This window comes from Streptococcus macedonicus ACA-DC 198, from assembly GCA_000283635.1.
Lineage (GTDB): Bacteria > Bacillota > Bacilli > Lactobacillales > Streptococcaceae > Streptococcus > Streptococcus macedonicus.
This window is the reverse complement of record HE613569.1, coordinates 135,588-151,309: the sequence shown is the minus strand read 5'-3', so window position 1 is coordinate 151,309 and position 15,722 is coordinate 135,588. Positions and strand designations below refer to the sequence as shown.

The following is a 15,722-nucleotide window of genomic DNA, read 5'->3' as shown; positions in this document are numbered from 1 at the left end:
CCACGAAAAGAATAAAGAAAAAAGGCGAAATCACAAGAGATTTCATGTCTGTTCTCAGTTGATAAGAAGAATTTTTAGTCAAATCAAATGCTCATTTAGTCATTTGCTAAATAATCTTTCAATTGTTCCATGATTGCTTTGGTATCTTTGACACCGATTTGGTAAATTTCTTCGTATTTGTCGGGGTTGGTTTCAAGTCGTCCGATTTCTAGATTTTGGCTTGGGCGAATGGCAAAAACTTCGCCTTTATTTTCCAAATTGCTAATGTATTCAATGGTGTCGTTATAGTGTTGATAACGTTTTGAAGCGACTTCTACAAACTTAGGATATTTTCTGTAAAAAAGTTTATAGACATGACCATTACTTGGCTTTTTACGGTAATCAATTGGACGTGTTAAAACAACAATCAATTTATCAAAAACAAGGCTTTTGGCAAAATCAACTGGAATACTGTCTGACAGACCACCATCAAGGTATTTATTGCCTTGCCACTCAACAATTTTTGACGCCAAAGGCAGTGCGGAACTCGCACGAAGCAACTCCATTTGTTCAAAAACATTGTCAACCTTATGATACTCAGCTTTTCCTGTTGCTAAATTCGTTACCGTTGCATAGAAAGGCACACCTGATTTTTCAAAAGCTTTCTCGTCAAAAACATCCAATTCTATCGGAACTTTGTAATAGGCAAATTCTTTATTGACCACATTTCCCGTTTTTAACCATGAACGAAGTCCCATGTATCCTGGATTTGAGGCATATTTTTTATTATAACGGAGGGCTCTTCCTTTTTGTTTTGATAAAAAATTCACCCCAAAAAGAGCGCCAGCAGACACCGAGACAACACCGTCCACCTTAATTCCCGCATCTAAAAAAGTATCCAAGACACCAGCGGTGTACAAGCCGCGCATGCCGCCACCTTCTAATACTAAACCAACAGACATCCTCATTCTCCGTTCTTTCTCGTTTTGTTACTTATTATACCAAAAAACATGCTATTTAGAGTGTTTTTTGGTATGTTATAATAGTCCTAACAACATCAAGGAGACATTCATGAGAAAACAGCTTTTTAACATTATTGAACCTTCTAATAACCTAACAACCATTGAAAAAATTTACGATGTTTTTATGGTTTGTACTATCGTGGTTAGCTTATTGCCACTAACAAGTAAGACAACGACGTCATTTTATCTCACGCTTGAGGCTATCACAACGATTATTTTTATTATCGACTACTTTTTGCGTTTTATAACCGCCGATTATAAGCTAAATCAAGGAAAATTATCCTTTGTCAAATACCCTTTCACTTTCCTTGCTATTACTGACTTAATTGCCATTTTATCCTCTGTCTTTTTTTGGAATAATACCTTTAAACTGTTGAAAATCATTCGCATGGTTCGCACCATTCGCGTATTTAAACTTTTTCGTTATTCTAAAAGCCTTAATCTGCTGATAAATGTTCTCAAAAGACAAAAGGAATCACTATTTATGGCTGGTGCCTTGGTTATTACCTACATTTTTATCTCGGCACTGGTCATTTTCAATGTTGAACCAGATACCTTTAAAAACTTTTTTAATGCGCTTTATTGGTCAACCATTTCTTTGACAACGGTAGGTTATGGTGATATTTATGCTATTTCTGAAATTGGAAAATTAATCACAATGATTTCTTCTATCCTCGGCGTTGCTATCATTGCAATCCCTGTCAGCATCATGACTGCAGGCTACCTCGAAGAAATCGAAAAAGAAGATACCGAATCAAAATAGCATTCAAATAGAAAAAACGCTGAATTCCGTCTAAGAGTTCAGCGTTTTAGAATGTAAGCCAATATACACGTTAGGCTTGTGAAAAATCATTACAATTCAGCGATTTGGTAAAGCTCCAATTCAGCTTGTGTTTCAGTTCCGAACATGTTAATCATCAATTTCACTTTGTTGCTTTCAATTTCAACAACACGTCCTTCTTGTCCTGCAAAGGCGCCGTCGATGATTTGAACCACATCACCTGGTTTGATATTTGTGTCAATGACATCAACAGTTTGTCCCATTGAGATAAGAATTGAACGGATTTCTTCTTCCAAAAGTGGTGTTGGTTTTGAACGGTTACCATGTGACCCAACGAATCCAGTAACGTTTGGTGTGTTACGAACAACGAACCAAGCTTCGTCTGTCATCACCATTTCAACTAAGACATAACCTGGGAAACGATTTTCTTCAACTTCTTTGACTTTCCCATTTTTTTCAACATTAACTGTTTGTGTTGGAATTTCAACGCGCAAGATATTATCTAACATATTGTAAGTTTGCGCACGTTGCAACAATGTTTCTTTAACTTTGTTTTCGTAACCAGAGTAAGTTTGTAAAACGAACCAACCCTTATTAAATGAATCTAACATAATTTCCTCCATTATAAAAAAGCCCCGCAAGGCTCTTTGGGTGTTTTTCTTTATTTTATTATAGGAAAAATAATAAGCGCTGTCAACGAGTTGCTGCCAAATGTGCACAAAAAGCCTGAGAAATGACTTTTCAGACTTCTTTTGACTTAATCATCAATCAGAAGCTTGCTATTGCAAAACCTCCAATCAAACTTAATCTTAAAAACGATTCAATAAATCTGTCACTCCGAGTGAGAGCAATTTATCAAAAATGAAAATAACAATGGTAAAGAATGCTGTATATTCAAGTACAGAAATAAAATCTTTCCAACGTTGTTTACGATTTGGCCATGTTGTATCTTTTAAAATCGTAAAAACTCCCTTAACGAATGCCACGGGCGCCTCCTTTTTCTATCATCTCCGCTCATTACTCTAAAGCTGAGAATGCCAGTTACTACATAAAATGATTAACGTGTTTCTTTATGTAGCGTGTATTTTTTACAATGTTTACAAAATTTATTAACTTCTAGTCGTACAGGCTTTGGATTACTACTAACTCCAATAGAGTAGTTACGGCTTCCACATTCTGTACAAGCTAAACTTGCTTTTTTCTGTGCCATAATGCCTCCGAGACCTTATTTTATCATGTTTTTGATAAATTGGCAAGTTCGTTAGTTCTTCTGGCTGTTAAACCAACTTGAGAAGCTATCCCAAGTGTCTTTAACCGCTCGTCCAATCGTATCGCCAGCGTTTTGTGCGGATTCTTGCACTTTATCAAGGATACTGTTAGAGCTTGATGACGAACTGCTACTGCTTGTATCTGTTGAATCATCGGTGCTATAAACTAAATCGTATCCATTCTGGCTATAAGCATTTTCGACGGTAAACTCTGTTCCTGCCGTATATGGTAAAATGCTACTTGCTACCGCACTAAAAATAGTCGATGCCGTTCCCGAACTTGCGTCGGTTAGGTAGTGATTTTCATCAGTCAAATCATAACCAATCCATTGAGCGATAACAACATCAGGCGTATAGCCAATTACCCATTGGTCACTTGTCAAGTCTTCATTGAAGCTTGCTTCCACAGTACCTGTCTTACCTGCCATCGTGTATCCATAAGCATTAGCGTTAATAGCAGAGCCGTTTGAGAATGTTCCGAGCATCATGCTTGTCATCTTATCTGCGACGAATTGGCTAATGACACGTTTATTGGATTGTTTAAATTCTGCAATCACATCACCGCTAGCATTTTCGATTTTGGTAATCAAATGAGCTTTTGGCATCACACCATCATTAGCAAAGGTTGAATAGGCTTGCGCCATTTCAAGTGGATTCGTTGTGACACCACCACCGAGCGCAATACCCAATTCCTCGCTGACATTGTCCATGTTGATACCAAATTTCTTACCATAGCTAATTCCCTTACTGATACCAATTTCATTTAAGAGATAAACAGCAGGAATATTATAAGAATTAGCCAAGGCTTGATACATTGGCAAATCATCTGTCTCAATGCCACCATAGTTTGTTGGCGCATAGCCATTGTAGTCTTGAACCGTATTTGGCAATTCAGTTGTAATTGAATAACCTGAGGCAACCGCTGGTGAATAAACCACCAGAGGTTTGATGGTTGAACCAGGGCTACGTGATGCTTGTGTCGCATAGTTGAAACTTCGGAAGGTTGCAGAGGTTGAGCTAACACGCCCTACCAGACCACGAACAGCCCCCGTTGATGGGTCCATAGCAACACTTGCGCCTTGGGCACTTTCACCGTCATAATCTGATGTTGGGAAGTAATACGTATTATCAAAAACAGCCTGCATATTGGCTTGATAATTTTGGTCAAGCTCTGTGTAGATTTTATAGCCATTATTGACAATATCATCTTCTGATAAGCCATATGTTTCTTCAGCTTCCTGAATAACCGCATCAAAATAAGAAGCGTATTGGTAATCGTCAGAAGTTCCTGTGTAGGTATCGTTAAGCTCGCTGGAAATATCAACTTGCTCAGCTTCATCAGCCTCTTCCTGCGTGATTTTACCAGCATCAACCATAACACTTAGGACCGTATTACGACGATTTGTCGCATTTTCAATAGAATAATAAGGATTGTAAATTTCAGGACCTTTCAACATCCCAGCAAGAATCGCTGATTGTTCAATGGTTAAATTTGCTGCGCTGGTGCCAAAATATTTTTGACTTGCGTCCTCAATCCCCCAGACCGAATTTCCAAAATAAGCATTGTTCAGATACATGGTCAAGATTTCATCTTTGGTGTATTTTTTGGTTAACTCGAGCGCGAGGAAGAATTCCTTAGCTTTTCGGGTGATTGTCTGTTCTTGACTCAGATAAGCATTTTTAGCTAATTGCTGGGTGATTGTCGAACCACCACCAAAGTGCCCAAGGGTGAACAGAGCCAAGAAAAAACGTGAATAATTAATCCCGCTATTTTCATAGAAAGTTCGGTCCTCGGTTGCAATAACCGCATTTTTCATGTTATCACTGATAGCATCTAATTCAACATACGTTCCTTTTTGACCTGAAAGCGAACCGACTTGGTCACCATTTTGGTCATAGATAACAGTTGTTGCTTTCAAAGCATCTTGCAAATCCGAAACATTCGTTGATTTGGCGACAAAGTAAAGGTAAGAACCAATCGCTAAAACACTAATTCCTGTTAAAATAAGCAGAATTTTTCCAATACGGTAGCGACGCCAGAAACGTCGGATTGGATTTTTGGTGGAGGGCATAAAGCGAGAGATTTTTTGCACCCAAGCAGGTAATTTTTTCACCTTTTCGTGGTGTCCTTTGCTTCGCTGATACATTGGTGTTGCTTCTTTTTCTTCTGTTTTTTCTGTTTCAAATTCATTAACAGTAACGCCTGATAACTCCTCCTCAGATGAGTTACGCTTACTGTGATTGTGAGAAGGTATTCTCTCCTTGATGTTATTAAACAAAGAAAGAATTTTTTCTTTAATCATTTTTAATTTTGCCATAGCTACATTATAACATCTAATATGCTTTTTCAAAAATACTTATTGTCCAATACTATTATTTACTACTATTTTACAGTTTTCATTTCTTTTCATTCAACAACTACCTACCACTTACTTCTACTTATTTATTCATCTTTTGGTTAGTTTTTGGTTACTTATATTGCAACAGATTATAACTTCTCAAAACTATTTTGTTTCATTTTTTCTGTCACGTGAGTATAAATTTGAATCGTCGTTTTTTCATCACTATGCCCAACTCGTTCCATAATTTCTCGAATATGAAAGCTTAGCTCCGCCAACAAGCTAACGTGAGAATGTCTAAAAACATGACTAGTTAGTTTAAAACTATCCAACTTTTCAATCTCCTGATTATTAAAATAACGTTGGATATAGGAATTAAATGTATTCAAAACAAAAAAATCTCCAAGACCATCTATAAAAACCAAATCTTTATCACTTACAACAGTCGTTAAACAAGCCATTCAAAGCATCCCTTATGCACTAACCAAGGTCAAGTTGTTCCATTCTGATCGTGGCAAGGAGTTTGACAATCAGCTGATTGATGAGATGCTTGAAGCTTTTGGAATCACTCGTTCCCTCAGTCAAGCCGGTTGTCCCTATGATAATGCCGTCGCTGAAAGTACCTATCGTTCCTTCAAACTGGAGTTTATCAACCAAGAAACCTTTCAGTCATTAGAAGAATTAGCTCTCAAAACGAAAGATTATGTCCATTGGTGGAACTATCATCGCATTCATGGTAGTCTTAACTACCAAACTCCCATGACCAAACGAATTATCGCTAAAAAAGCACTTTATAAAAATTGTTCAGAAAAGTGTTGCCTTTTCATTCCAACTTTATAGAAAATATGATAGCTTCACCTTTTCTAAACCTTACTTCCAACTATCCACACGATGACTTTCTTTAATAAAATACTTTTATGTTAATTACTAAGAATATAAACTCACTTATTTAAAATCTTATTATTTTACTTATTTTTATAAAAAAGTTACTATAAAATCCTAACGAATATGACTATATATAAAATAATATTCGTAAAAGGAGAAAAAATGAAAACTAATCGTTACTTCATCGCAACATGTGGTGTTATCTTACATTTAATGCTAGGCTCAACCTATGCTTGGAGCGTCTACAGAAATCCAATTATCGCAGAAACAGGATGGGATCAATCGGCCATTGCTTTTGCCTTCTCGCTTGCTATTTTTTGTTTAGGAATGTCCGCTGCTTTTATGGGACAACTCGTAGAAAAATTTGGTCCTAGATTAACTGGAAGTATATCTGCCTTTCTTTATGCCTTAGGCAACATATTGACTGGTTTGGCTATTGCAAAGAATAGTATTGTTCTGCTCTATCTAGGGTATGGAATTATTGGTGGAATCGGATTAGGTGCTGGGTATATTACACCTGTATCCACTATTATTAAATGGTTCCCAGATAAACGTGGTTTAGCTACTGGATTAGCTATTATGGGATTTGGTTTCGCAGCTCTTTTAACTAGTCCTATGGCACAGTGGTTAATAATACATTCTGGAATTATTAATACATTTTATATACTAGGAATAATATATTTCGTTGTAATGATTCTTGTTTCACAGTTTATCAAACTCCCTACAAGCAAAGATTTTTACGTTTTATCTAAAGATAATTTACCAACGGATATCACCCAAAGTGTCTCTGCTAAAAAAGCTTTAAAAACATGGGATTTCTATATGTTATGGATAATTTTTTTCATCAATATTTCTTGTGGACTGGGACTTATTTCAGTTGTTGCTCCAATGGCTCAAGATTTAGCTGGAATATCTGCTAGTGAGGCAGCAATTATTGTAGGAATTATGGGAGTTTTTAATGGTTTTGGAAGACTGTTATGGGCAAGTCTTTCAGACTTTATAGGTCGTCCTTTAACCTTTTTAATTTTATTCATTGTTAATATTCTTATGACAATAATGATCATGCTTTCCCATTCTCCAATATTATTTGTTATTTCAATGGCTATTTTAATGTCCTGTTATGGGGCAGGGTTCTCTCTAATTCCACCCTATCTCAGCGATATTTATGGCGCAAAGGAATTAGCCATTTTACACGGTTATATTTTAACAGCTTGGGCAATGGCTGCTCTTTTCGGACCAATGTTATTAGCAACGTCATATGCAATAACCCATACATACACCGCTACTTTGATTTGCTTCATCTTACTCTATCTTATAGCTTTGATGCTAATTATTAAGCTCACGAACCACCATAAAACTCAAAAACACTAAAAATACAGCCACTACACTATAGCTCAAAATATTTACAAAACACGCAATATGGCTCATAAAAATTGTATTTTTAGTTATTGTCAATAGCTTTCCATTCAAATAGATTATTCTTTACTATCATATGGACTATTCTGATATAACCTTATACGGATTCATAGCACCTAAATAAAAATTTATAATTTTCACAAACAAATCCATTAAATTGTGTTACAATGTCCTTACAAACGTCTTAATAAGAGCAATTCAGTACCAAAGAAGCATGCTTACTGCAGAGGTACTGAATTACTCTTATTTTGTTGTTACGATATGCATAAAGCTCTAAAAAGTAACCTATTTTTGACAATATCCAATTTTTAGTTTGCTAAATATCAGATACACTGACAACTAGTATAATAAATCCTAATATAGGCAATACTTTTTTAACATCTTTTTCCTCAAATATTATCAACTATATAGTACGTTCCAACTACTGGATTAATAGTACAACGGATAGACATAACGACTCAACACATATATTCTCGTGCCTATATATAAAAGGGTACCCGTAGGAGTTCCTCCTAATGTTCTAGTTGCCTCATTATAATCCCCAACGCATCCATAATCATTAAATGTCTGCCATGCTAAATAAGCACCTGTGCCATCTGCCGGTTTAAATCCTAGACCGGAAAACCGCCATCCAGTACCACTAAAAGCCGCCGAACGATAGACTTATCCACTTCGCAAAACTTTAGCCGTAGCAGATGGTGCAGCCGCCCTAGTCAACGGAACTTCTGGAATCATACTAACAGAAGTGACAAATTCTTTAGTTTGATACTCATCTTTTAGCTGACCCACTTTAGCTACATAACCCTGATTTTGTGTAACCTCTTCATTAGAAAAGACATATCTTGATTAACACTAAAAATAATCCCACCGTCAGGCAATGCCACTACAGTCTGATTATCACTTAACCCTTCAAACTCTGTATTTATTTGCTCCTGCGTTAAAGTATAAGAAACATCACTCTCCAAAGCAAAAGCCGAATTAGTTCCGAATAATAAAAACAATACATTAAAAGAAAAAACTATTATAAATAATATCTTTTTCATAACGAATCACACTTTCATAAGTTTCGTCAAGGTAAATGATTTAAGTTTAATTAAAGTAGTTAAAAAATATTGTTTCCGTTATTCTCCCTTTCTATGCAACGACTTTAAATTAAGTAATAGTCAAATAATATTTCTGCTTTCAATATAAATACTTCTTCCTATGCTTATTGTGCTACTTCTATTTTTAAACGTCACTATTTTTTAAGAATAATTCAATTTTAATGCAACACGAAACTAATCTGCAAATACCAATTACCAATTCAAAATCTGTCACTAAAAAAATCTATTTAATATACAGTAAAATGCACTAGTAAAAAACTAATGCACTTTATTCTATACCTAATTGATTAAAAATATGTTGCTTGGTTAATTTTTGGTTAGTTTCTCTACTACAATTATAAAAAATAACTCAAAACACTTTTAAATCAAGAATTTATATTTCTACGTTAACATAGCTACATTATATCAATTTCTTTTAAAATCGTCAGAGATAAAGGGATTCCTTAAATAATACAATGCTTTCATTTCATTTTAGCCTTTTTGTGATAAAATAAAAGCATAGAAAAGGATTCACAACTGATTTTGAACAACTACTTGTTCCCACAATACTACTACGAAGTATTAGAAAGGATTTTACGATGAACAAAGGATTTGAAGCATTTAAAAAAACATTGTCACACGAAAGTTTAAAAGCTGTTTACGATGAAACAAAAATTGAAGTTTCTGAAAGCGAAGCCGAAGGCACAGAAGCTTATTCAATGGCAGTCGCAACTCAAATGGCTGTTAATCTCTTGGAAAAATACCATAACTGGTTGCACGAAATCGACCAAAAATAAATACACAACGCACCAAACAAGGTGCGTTTTAACTTGTAGTCATGCTATAATAGAACTATGACTTTATCATTTACGCTTAAAAATCCTTATCCAGACTGTACGGTCAAAAAACTTTTAGAAGAGCATTTGCTCATTCCACGAAAAATTCGTCACTTCTTGCGCACTAAAAAACATCTTCGTATCAACGGAGAAATGATTAATTGGCAGAGTTTGGTCAAAACTGGTGACATGATTCATTTAATTTTTGATGATGACGATTATCTCAAAAAAGAGATTCCCTTTGGACAAGCTGAGCTAGTTGATTGTCTTTATCAAGACGAACACCTCATCATCGTCAACAAACCAGAAGACATGAAAACCCATGGCAATGACCCCAATGAAATCGCTCTGCTTAACCACGTCTCTGCCTATGTCGGACAAACGTGCTATGTTATTCACCGTTTAGACATGGAAACTAGCGGAGCTGTCATGTTTGCCAAAAATCCTTTTGTCTTGCCAATCCTCAATCGCTTGCTAGAAAACAAAGACATTGCTCGCGAATACTGGGCTTTGGTGCAAGGAAAATTCGAACCCAAACACCAAGTCTTTCAAGATAAAATTGGGCGCGACCGTCATGACCGTAGAAAGCGCGTAGTTGACCGCAAAAATGGGCAAACTGCCTTAACCATCGTTGACCGCCTCAAAGTTTTTCCAAATGGAACTCTGGTTAAATGTTGCTTAAAGACGGGACGCACGCATCAGATTCGTGTGCACTTATCAGCTCACAACCATGCCATTATTGGCGACCCACTTTATAGCAAAATTCCTGCCAAACGTCTTATGCTACATGCGCACAAATTATGTTTCACACACCCATTTACCCTTGAAAAAATCAGTGTTGAAGCCAAATCTCAAACCTTTGAAGCAGGCTTATCATAAAAACAAAAGCACCCCAATCGTTAGATTTTGTGTCTAACTTTTGGGGTGCCGTTCTTTGTGCGCTTTTCAACTGTTAAACAGAATAACTTTCTATTTTTTCGTTAATGTATTGCTGTAAAGTGGTTTACTGTAATCAAAATCGTCATTTGTTCCAGTTTGCCAAAGGACTAATTTCAAATGTGACCCATCAATTTTAATACCGAAGGCATATTTGATACCGATACCGCCAATACCGCTAGTAATAAAGGCTGATGTATCGGTACCGTCATCGTAAACATAACGATAAATATTATCCTCCTCTTTTTCAAGTTTAGTAACTTTCGCTGTTTTGAGCTCGTTATCTTTCGTTGTTTTAGTAATCGTACCGTCAGCCTCAAACTTGAACGTCATGTCATCCTCATCATCAGCCTTCCATGTTCCCAAGATTTTTTCTGGGAAGACTGAATCTGATTTTACTTGATTATTCTCACCTGTCACGGTGATATTTTTTTGCCCAGAATTAGCCACAACATAGCTTGAACCTGATTTTTTCAAGGTCATCTTGCCTTCCAAGGTCTGAATAACATCACCAGATGTATTTTTCTCGCTATCTGTTGATTTATCATAATAAAAATCATAAGTTGCTGAAAAGTTAACGAGATAGGACTCCTTGCCAATCTGAGACAGACTCGTCAGCGTGATGGCTGGCACAGTCAGACTTGACACCTTACGAGTATCTGTCTGCATTTTCGCCTTAATGCTCTCTTTTAAGCCTTCATAAAACTCATTATTCGCTCCATCTTCAAATACCGTAGCGACAGTTGATGAATCTTGACCCGTGCTTAAATACGAAATCAATTGGTCAAAAGCTGACACAAGAATCTGTCCAGCGCTTGCTTCATCTAAGAGATTTTCAGCATCTAAAGCCACCGTATCACCATCAGAAATGCCAGAAAGAGCCTGCTTTTGTGATGTCAATTCTCCGTCTGAATAATTCTTTTTAACATAAGCTTGCGCAGAATCCGTCAAAGGATAATCACTCACATCATACTCACCATTTGACAAAGTCCCAATGCGTGTGTTATCAAAATAAAGCTCACCGTCAGTCAAATTACTTGTTACTTTGAATGTTTTAAAACTAACAGTCAAATCCAACAAGCTATTATCACCGTCATAAGCTTTACTTAGCTCTACTGACTTCCCATTGTAGGTGCCTGAAATACTCGCCGTATAATCCGCAATTGGTAAACGCTCAAGTGTTAACGTATAATCTTTCGAATCACTAACCGCTACTTTTTTCTCATTTAGAAGAACATCAACTTGATTAATATTTGTCTTAATGCTTAAACTCATTGGTTTTAAAGCTACTCGGTAAGCTGGGAAAAAGAGAAATCTTCGCCCCACTTTTTTAATGTAGGAATCATCCGAACTGTCTGCCTTTTCTAATGTCTCTGACAATTTTTGGGCTTCACTTTTAGAAAGCTTTGTAAATGTTGCATATTGCGCTTGGTCATTCGTCACTTGTTGATTGGTATCTGACCAGACAACGTACTCCTTGATATTTTCAAACGTATCGCCAGACTGACGGTAAGCAGAGACATATTTCTCAATCAAATGTTTCTTTGAATAATGAAAACTTGCCCACACCAAAAATAGTACTAAAGCAAGTCCTAAAATAAGACTAGGTATCCAAACTTTTTTTAATCTTAAAATGCTTTTTATCTTTTTCATGACTTTTCTCCATTATTCTTACTATTTCACATATTATATCAAAAGCTCTTTAACCTCTTGTTACAAAACAGCCACACCATATTACAGTAAAAAACAGAAAAAACGGCTCAAAGAGCCGCCATTAGTCAAAAATCTTCTTTATTATCAATCCTAACAATATAAATAGCACCCAAAACTGCACCAGCAACACCTAACCAAAAGAACATAAGCTTACCCCCTTCACTTCAAAAACTACTACACTCACGAGTAAATTGTTATTGTTCCTTTTAGTATACTACACCTTCTATTATTTTTCGACCATTTTAATGCTTCTTGGAAAAATTGACGCAAAAGAAAAAACGACTCATTGTCAACTGTAGTGGGTGACTTATAGCTAAACACGAGAGGAGACGAAATGCGTCTTCTCTTTTTGCATGTTTAAAGCGATAAAGATACGTTTTTTAAAGTTGTCAAAGTTCCTGAATCCAAAGGCATTACGCTTGATGTCTTTGATGAGTTTGTTGGTTGCCTCCAGTTTGGCGTTAGAATAAGGAAGCTCAATAGCGTTTATGACGTGTTGCTTGTGGTGAAGGATAGTTCTCAGAGCTGTTTTAAAGGTTTGATTGAGATGTGGTAAGGCTTCTTCAATCAAGTCAAAGAAGTAGTCAGCGTTTTTCTCTTGCAGGTGGAACAGTAGGAGCTGGTAGAGGTCATAATACCCTTTCAACTCAGGGACAAGGTGGAATATCTCGGTCAAACATTCTTTTGGTGTGAGCGTTTCTCCAAAAGTCCTTGAACGAAAGCTGTTTAGAGAGAGTTTACGACTGTCTTTCAGCACGGATTTCCAGTAGTATTTGAGGGCACGATATTCTAAAGATTTCTTGTCGAACTGTTTCATAAGTTGAATACGTGTGTGATTAAGAGCACGGCTCATGTGTTGAACAATGTGGAAACGGTCAATAACAATCTTAGCTTTGGGAAAGAGCTTAGGAATCATCGGGATGTAGCTGCCAGACATATCAACGGTAACGACTTTCACGCTGTTCCTAGCCTCTTTAGAATACCTGAAGAAATGATTGCGAATGGTTGTTTGTGTCCGATTCTCAAGGATGGTGATGATTTTCTTGGTCTCAAAATCCTGTGCAATGAAGGCAAGCTTTCCTTTTTGATACGAAAACTCATCGATGGAGAGGATTTCAGGCAGACGAGAGAAGTCCTCTTTGAAAGTGAATTCCCTGAGTTTTCGGTGTACGGTAGAGGTTGAAATCGCTAAATCCTGAGCAATGTGTGTTAAGGCTTGACGATTGACCAAGGCTTGCGCGACCTTCTGTCTGAGAGGTTCAGAGATTTGACAGTTTTTCTGTACCAAGCTGGTTTCAGAGACGGTTACCTTACGACAATTCTTGCATTGAAAACGCCGTTTCTTGAGCCTAATAAGACTGGGGAAGCCAGCCACCTCAAGAAATGGTATTTTCGATGGCTTTTGGAAGTCATATTTTATCTGTTTTCCCTGACAGTGATTACAGTTTCCAGGAGCGTAGTCCAGTGTAGCTATCATCTCAATGTGTGTCTTATGTTTCAAAACTTTGTTCAACGTGATATTTTTGTCTTTAATTCCAATCAATTGTGTAGTATGATAGAGTTGTTCCATATGATGCTTTCTAATGTGAGTTTGGTCGCTTTTCATTATAAGTCATATGGGACTTTTTGTGTATATTCAAAAAGCCCTATAATTCCACAGTGGAGTTACCCACTACAGAAATTATAGAGCTGAAAAAACGAACCCCACCAAATCAAAAAGTTCGTTTTTTCTTTAAGTTTTTTAGTGTAGCTTATCAGTCTTTTCAGAAGGTAATCAGTCACCAAGCTGCACCAACATATTTTCAGCTGCCCCCAACCGAAAATACGGTGTCAAATAAATATAAGGTCTACGAGGATGTCTAGGTTAGCTATCAGTGATTTTATATGTGAACAATCATGTCTAAAACAAACCTTATAAACCGTTCTTAATGTTGTCATACCTCATGGATATACTAATTTGTAATAGAGTAAGTAATACTACTACGAATACTACAGACGGTGTCACTCAATTGAAAAAGGTATGACTTGTTAACTTGAACTGGTCATTGTTCAAGTCTTATTTAGCAATTCTGCTAATTTTCTCCTAGGAAGATCCAATTCCCTTAGAACAATATCTTGGTTTTCGAGTATGCTCCCAAAATCAAAAGCTCCCAATCAATTGATTTTCATACTTGAAACTTCTTACATATAAGAACGACATGGTTCCATTAAGCATTAATCAAAATACTTATGAATATAATATAACATAGAAAATTGCCAATATTAAAAATTCTCAAATATGAAAATTTAAACATATTTTTTTCATATTTGAGAATCTTAGTTTTTTTTCTTAATTTATTCTATAATGGATAGAAAAGGGAGGTAATGTTATGCTCAAAAAATTGATTGCTGTAGCAGCTGTTCTTCTAACTTTTAGAATTTGGCCATTTTAATTAGTGCCAACTATTTCCGAACACGGAGAGTAGATAACAATTATCCACTATTAGGTTAGCGGTGGTTGTTTATCTGCTCTTTTCTTGTCTTTTAGGCAAAATTCTTCTAACCGTTCTCTTAACACCAAAGCAGTTGTAGGGTTACCTAGTTTTTCTACCATTTCAATATATTCTTCCATTGGTTCGGTCGTTGTTATTTCACCTTTTAAATAAGCTAGAATTTGCCTTAAGAAATTTAAAACAACAATTGCAAACATATCTTGATAATTTAATAATTTTTCCAGTTTATCAATGAAAAAAGTGGTGTAATAAAACTCTTCGCGGTCAATTAGCGCAAAAATGATATTTAAAAAGGTTAGCTCTGCTGTTTTTTTATGCTGCGGTAATGATAAATAAAACTTATCACGTTCTGCAAAAGCTTTCCCTAAGAAAATCAAATCTGCATCTGACAAAATAGCCATTGTATTTCCAAAAATGTACAGTTCATACTCCGTCCATTCTTCTATACCATAAAGATAGTCTGTCAAAAACTTCTTGTCCTCATCGGCGATTTCATAATTTGGGTCTAGTGAATGAATAGCGCTAGCGACATCTATCCTATTTAGTCGGTTATGGGTGTCAAATGTTTCCGTATCTTCCAAAGTGTTCAGCAATTGTTTTAATCCTTCAACATCACCCTTTAACTGTAATTTTGCAATCTGTTTACCAACAGCAAAAAAGGGGCTTTCTTGATAATGATTTAAAGCGTGCCCGAACTCGGCGAAACTCATGTGAATCCCAGAAATAGCTACTAACAATTTATCAGCTGCTAACATTGTTTGCCCGTTTTCAAATTTTGATAATTGTGAAAGAGACAAATTGCCACGTGCCACATCTTTTAATTTTAACCCACGCGCCACTCTGAGTTCCCGATAAAGTTCACCTAAATTCATTAATTCTTTTTCGTTCAATATCATTTTTCTCCATAATAATGAGCGCTAGCTCTTTTCCACGTTATCCATACTTTTTCTTATTATATCAAATTTTGTTATAA

Annotated in this window: 15 protein-coding genes and 1 pseudogene; 5 read left to right on the top strand and 11 right to left on the bottom strand. The window is 36.1% G+C overall.

Going from position 1 to position 15,722, the window contains the following annotated elements:
• Nucleotides 1–95: 95 nt before the first annotated feature.
• Nucleotides 96–941: a patatin-like phospholipase family protein gene (locus SMA_RS00965; RefSeq protein WP_014293816.1), complete on the bottom strand. Its 846-nt coding sequence runs from the start codon at nucleotides 939–941 to the stop codon at nucleotides 96–98.
• A gap of 109 nt (nucleotides 942–1,050) precedes the next feature.
• On the opposite strand from SMA_RS00965, the gene SMA_RS00960 reads away from it, so the two are divergent.
• Nucleotides 1,051–1,764, top strand: a complete 714-nt coding sequence (locus SMA_RS00960) for an ion transporter (protein WP_014293815.1) — start codon at nucleotides 1,051–1,053, stop codon at nucleotides 1,762–1,764.
• Between the two features lie 89 nt (nucleotides 1,765–1,853).
• Here the strand turns inward: SMA_RS00960 and nusG are convergent, their stop codons facing one another.
• The 5 genes from nusG to SMA_RS00940 all read right to left on the bottom strand — a co-directional run bounded on the left by nusG (nucleotide 1,854) and on the right by SMA_RS00940 (nucleotide 5,850).
• Complete coding sequence (nusG, locus tag SMA_RS00955) at nucleotides 1,854–2,393, bottom strand: transcription termination/antitermination protein NusG (RefSeq protein WP_014293814.1); 540 nt, start codon at nucleotides 2,391–2,393, stop codon at nucleotides 1,854–1,856.
• A 198-nt stretch (nucleotides 2,394–2,591) separates the two neighbouring features.
• The gene (secE, locus tag SMA_RS00950) at nucleotides 2,592–2,768 is read right to left on the bottom strand and encodes a preprotein translocase subunit SecE (RefSeq protein WP_014293813.1); all 177 of its coding nucleotides are present in this window, start codon (nucleotides 2,766–2,768) and stop codon (nucleotides 2,592–2,594) included.
• A 71-nt stretch (nucleotides 2,769–2,839) separates the two neighbouring features.
• Nucleotides 2,840–2,992, bottom strand: coding sequence for a 50S ribosomal protein L33 (gene rpmG, locus SMA_RS10725; protein WP_003062986.1), 153 nt, complete (start codon nucleotides 2,990–2,992; stop codon nucleotides 2,840–2,842).
• Between the two features lie 51 nt (nucleotides 2,993–3,043).
• Entirely contained in the window at nucleotides 3,044–5,368 is a 2,325-nt protein-coding gene (gene pbp2a / locus SMA_RS00945; protein WP_014293812.1) for a penicillin-binding protein PBP2A, read from the bottom strand.
• A 170-nt stretch (nucleotides 5,369–5,538) separates the two neighbouring features.
• On the bottom strand, nucleotides 5,539–5,850 hold the full coding sequence (locus SMA_RS00940; RefSeq protein ID WP_223246219.1) for a tyrosine-type recombinase/integrase: 312 nt from the start codon (nucleotides 5,848–5,850) through the stop codon (nucleotides 5,539–5,541).
• Here SMA_RS00940 and SMA_RS00935 point away from each other — a divergent pair.
• A pseudogene (locus SMA_RS00935) lies at nucleotides 5,834–6,229 on the top strand (integrase core domain-containing protein); the annotation flags it as partial. The gene SMA_RS00940 and the pseudogene SMA_RS00935 sit on opposite strands and share 17 nt — an antisense overlap.
• 207 nt (nucleotides 6,230–6,436) lie before the next feature.
• Entirely contained in the window at nucleotides 6,437–7,645 is a 1,209-nt protein-coding gene (locus SMA_RS00930) for an L-lactate MFS transporter (RefSeq protein WP_014293810.1), read from the top strand.
• A 708-nt stretch (nucleotides 7,646–8,353) separates the two neighbouring features.
• Here the strand turns inward: SMA_RS00930 and SMA_RS11765 are convergent.
• Both SMA_RS11765 and SMA_RS00925 read right to left on the bottom strand, forming a co-directional pair.
• Complete coding sequence (locus SMA_RS11765) at nucleotides 8,354–8,479, bottom strand: hypothetical protein (RefSeq protein WP_014293809.1); 126 nt, start codon at nucleotides 8,477–8,479, stop codon at nucleotides 8,354–8,356.
• A 5-nt stretch (nucleotides 8,480–8,484) separates the two neighbouring features.
• On the bottom strand, nucleotides 8,485–8,733 hold the full coding sequence (locus SMA_RS00925) for a hypothetical protein (protein WP_014293808.1): 249 nt from the start codon (nucleotides 8,731–8,733) through the stop codon (nucleotides 8,485–8,487).
• Between the two features lie 638 nt (nucleotides 8,734–9,371).
• Between SMA_RS00925 and SMA_RS00920 the strand changes: the two genes are divergently transcribed.
• Both SMA_RS00920 and SMA_RS00915 read left to right on the top strand, forming a co-directional pair.
• Nucleotides 9,372–9,569: a hypothetical protein gene (locus SMA_RS00920; RefSeq protein ID WP_014293807.1), complete on the top strand. Its 198-nt coding sequence runs from the start codon at nucleotides 9,372–9,374 to the stop codon at nucleotides 9,567–9,569.
• Between the two features lie 57 nt (nucleotides 9,570–9,626).
• Nucleotides 9,627–10,487 (top strand): RluA family pseudouridine synthase, encoded by an 861-nt coding sequence (locus SMA_RS00915; protein WP_014293806.1) that lies wholly within the window; start codon nucleotides 9,627–9,629, stop codon nucleotides 10,485–10,487.
• Nucleotides 10,488–10,577: 90 nt separating this feature from the next.
• Here SMA_RS00915 and SMA_RS00910 read toward each other — a convergent pair whose 3' ends face one another.
• From SMA_RS00910 to SMA_RS00900, 3 genes are all read right to left on the bottom strand, one after another.
• Nucleotides 10,578–12,197, bottom strand: a complete 1,620-nt coding sequence (locus tag SMA_RS00910) for a zinc ribbon domain-containing protein (RefSeq protein WP_014293805.1) — start codon at nucleotides 12,195–12,197, stop codon at nucleotides 10,578–10,580.
• 373 nt (nucleotides 12,198–12,570) lie between these two features.
• Nucleotides 12,571–13,827, bottom strand: coding sequence for an ISL3 family transposase (locus tag SMA_RS00905; protein WP_014293804.1), 1,257 nt, complete (start codon nucleotides 13,825–13,827; stop codon nucleotides 12,571–12,573).
• A gap of 912 nt (nucleotides 13,828–14,739) precedes the next feature.
• Nucleotides 14,740–15,645: a helix-turn-helix domain-containing protein gene (locus SMA_RS00900; protein WP_014293803.1), complete on the bottom strand. Its 906-nt coding sequence runs from the start codon at nucleotides 15,643–15,645 to the stop codon at nucleotides 14,740–14,742.
• Between the last annotated feature and the right edge of the window lie 77 nt (nucleotides 15,646–15,722).

Coding starts and splice junctions, on each gene's coding strand:
- SMA_RS00965 (WP_014293816.1), bottom strand. CDS start 941: ATGTCTGTTGGTTTAGTATTAGAAGGTGGCGGCATGCGCGGCTTGTAC.
- SMA_RS00960 (WP_014293815.1), top strand. CDS start 1,051: ATGAGAAAACAGCTTTTTAACATTATTGAACCTTCTAATAACCTAACA.
- nusG (WP_014293814.1), bottom strand. CDS start 2,393: ATGTTAGATTCATTTAATAAGGGTTGGTTCGTTTTACAAACTTACTCT.
- rpmG (WP_003062986.1), bottom strand. CDS start 2,992: ATGGCACAGAAAAAAGCAAGTTTAGCTTGTACAGAATGTGGAAGCCGT.
- pbp2a (WP_014293812.1), bottom strand. CDS start 5,368: ATGGCAAAATTAAAAATGATTAAAGAAAAAATTCTTTCTTTGTTTAAT.
- SMA_RS00940 (WP_223246219.1), bottom strand. CDS start 5,850: ATGGCTTGTTTAACGACTGTTGTAAGTGATAAAGATTTGGTTTTTATA.
- SMA_RS00930 (WP_014293810.1), top strand. CDS start 6,437: ATGAAAACTAATCGTTACTTCATCGCAACATGTGGTGTTATCTTACAT.
- SMA_RS00925 (WP_014293808.1), bottom strand. CDS start 8,733: ATGAAAAAGATATTATTTATAATAGTTTTTTCTTTTAATGTATTGTTT.
- SMA_RS00920 (WP_014293807.1), top strand. CDS start 9,372: ATGAACAAAGGATTTGAAGCATTTAAAAAAACATTGTCACACGAAAGT.
- SMA_RS00915 (WP_014293806.1), top strand. CDS start 9,627: ATGACTTTATCATTTACGCTTAAAAATCCTTATCCAGACTGTACGGTC.
- SMA_RS00910 (WP_014293805.1), bottom strand. CDS start 12,197: ATGAAAAAGATAAAAAGCATTTTAAGATTAAAAAAAGTTTGGATACCT.
- SMA_RS00905 (WP_014293804.1), bottom strand. CDS start 13,827: ATGGAACAACTCTATCATACTACACAATTGATTGGAATTAAAGACAAA.
- SMA_RS00900 (WP_014293803.1), bottom strand. CDS start 15,645: ATGATATTGAACGAAAAAGAATTAATGAATTTAGGTGAACTTTATCGG.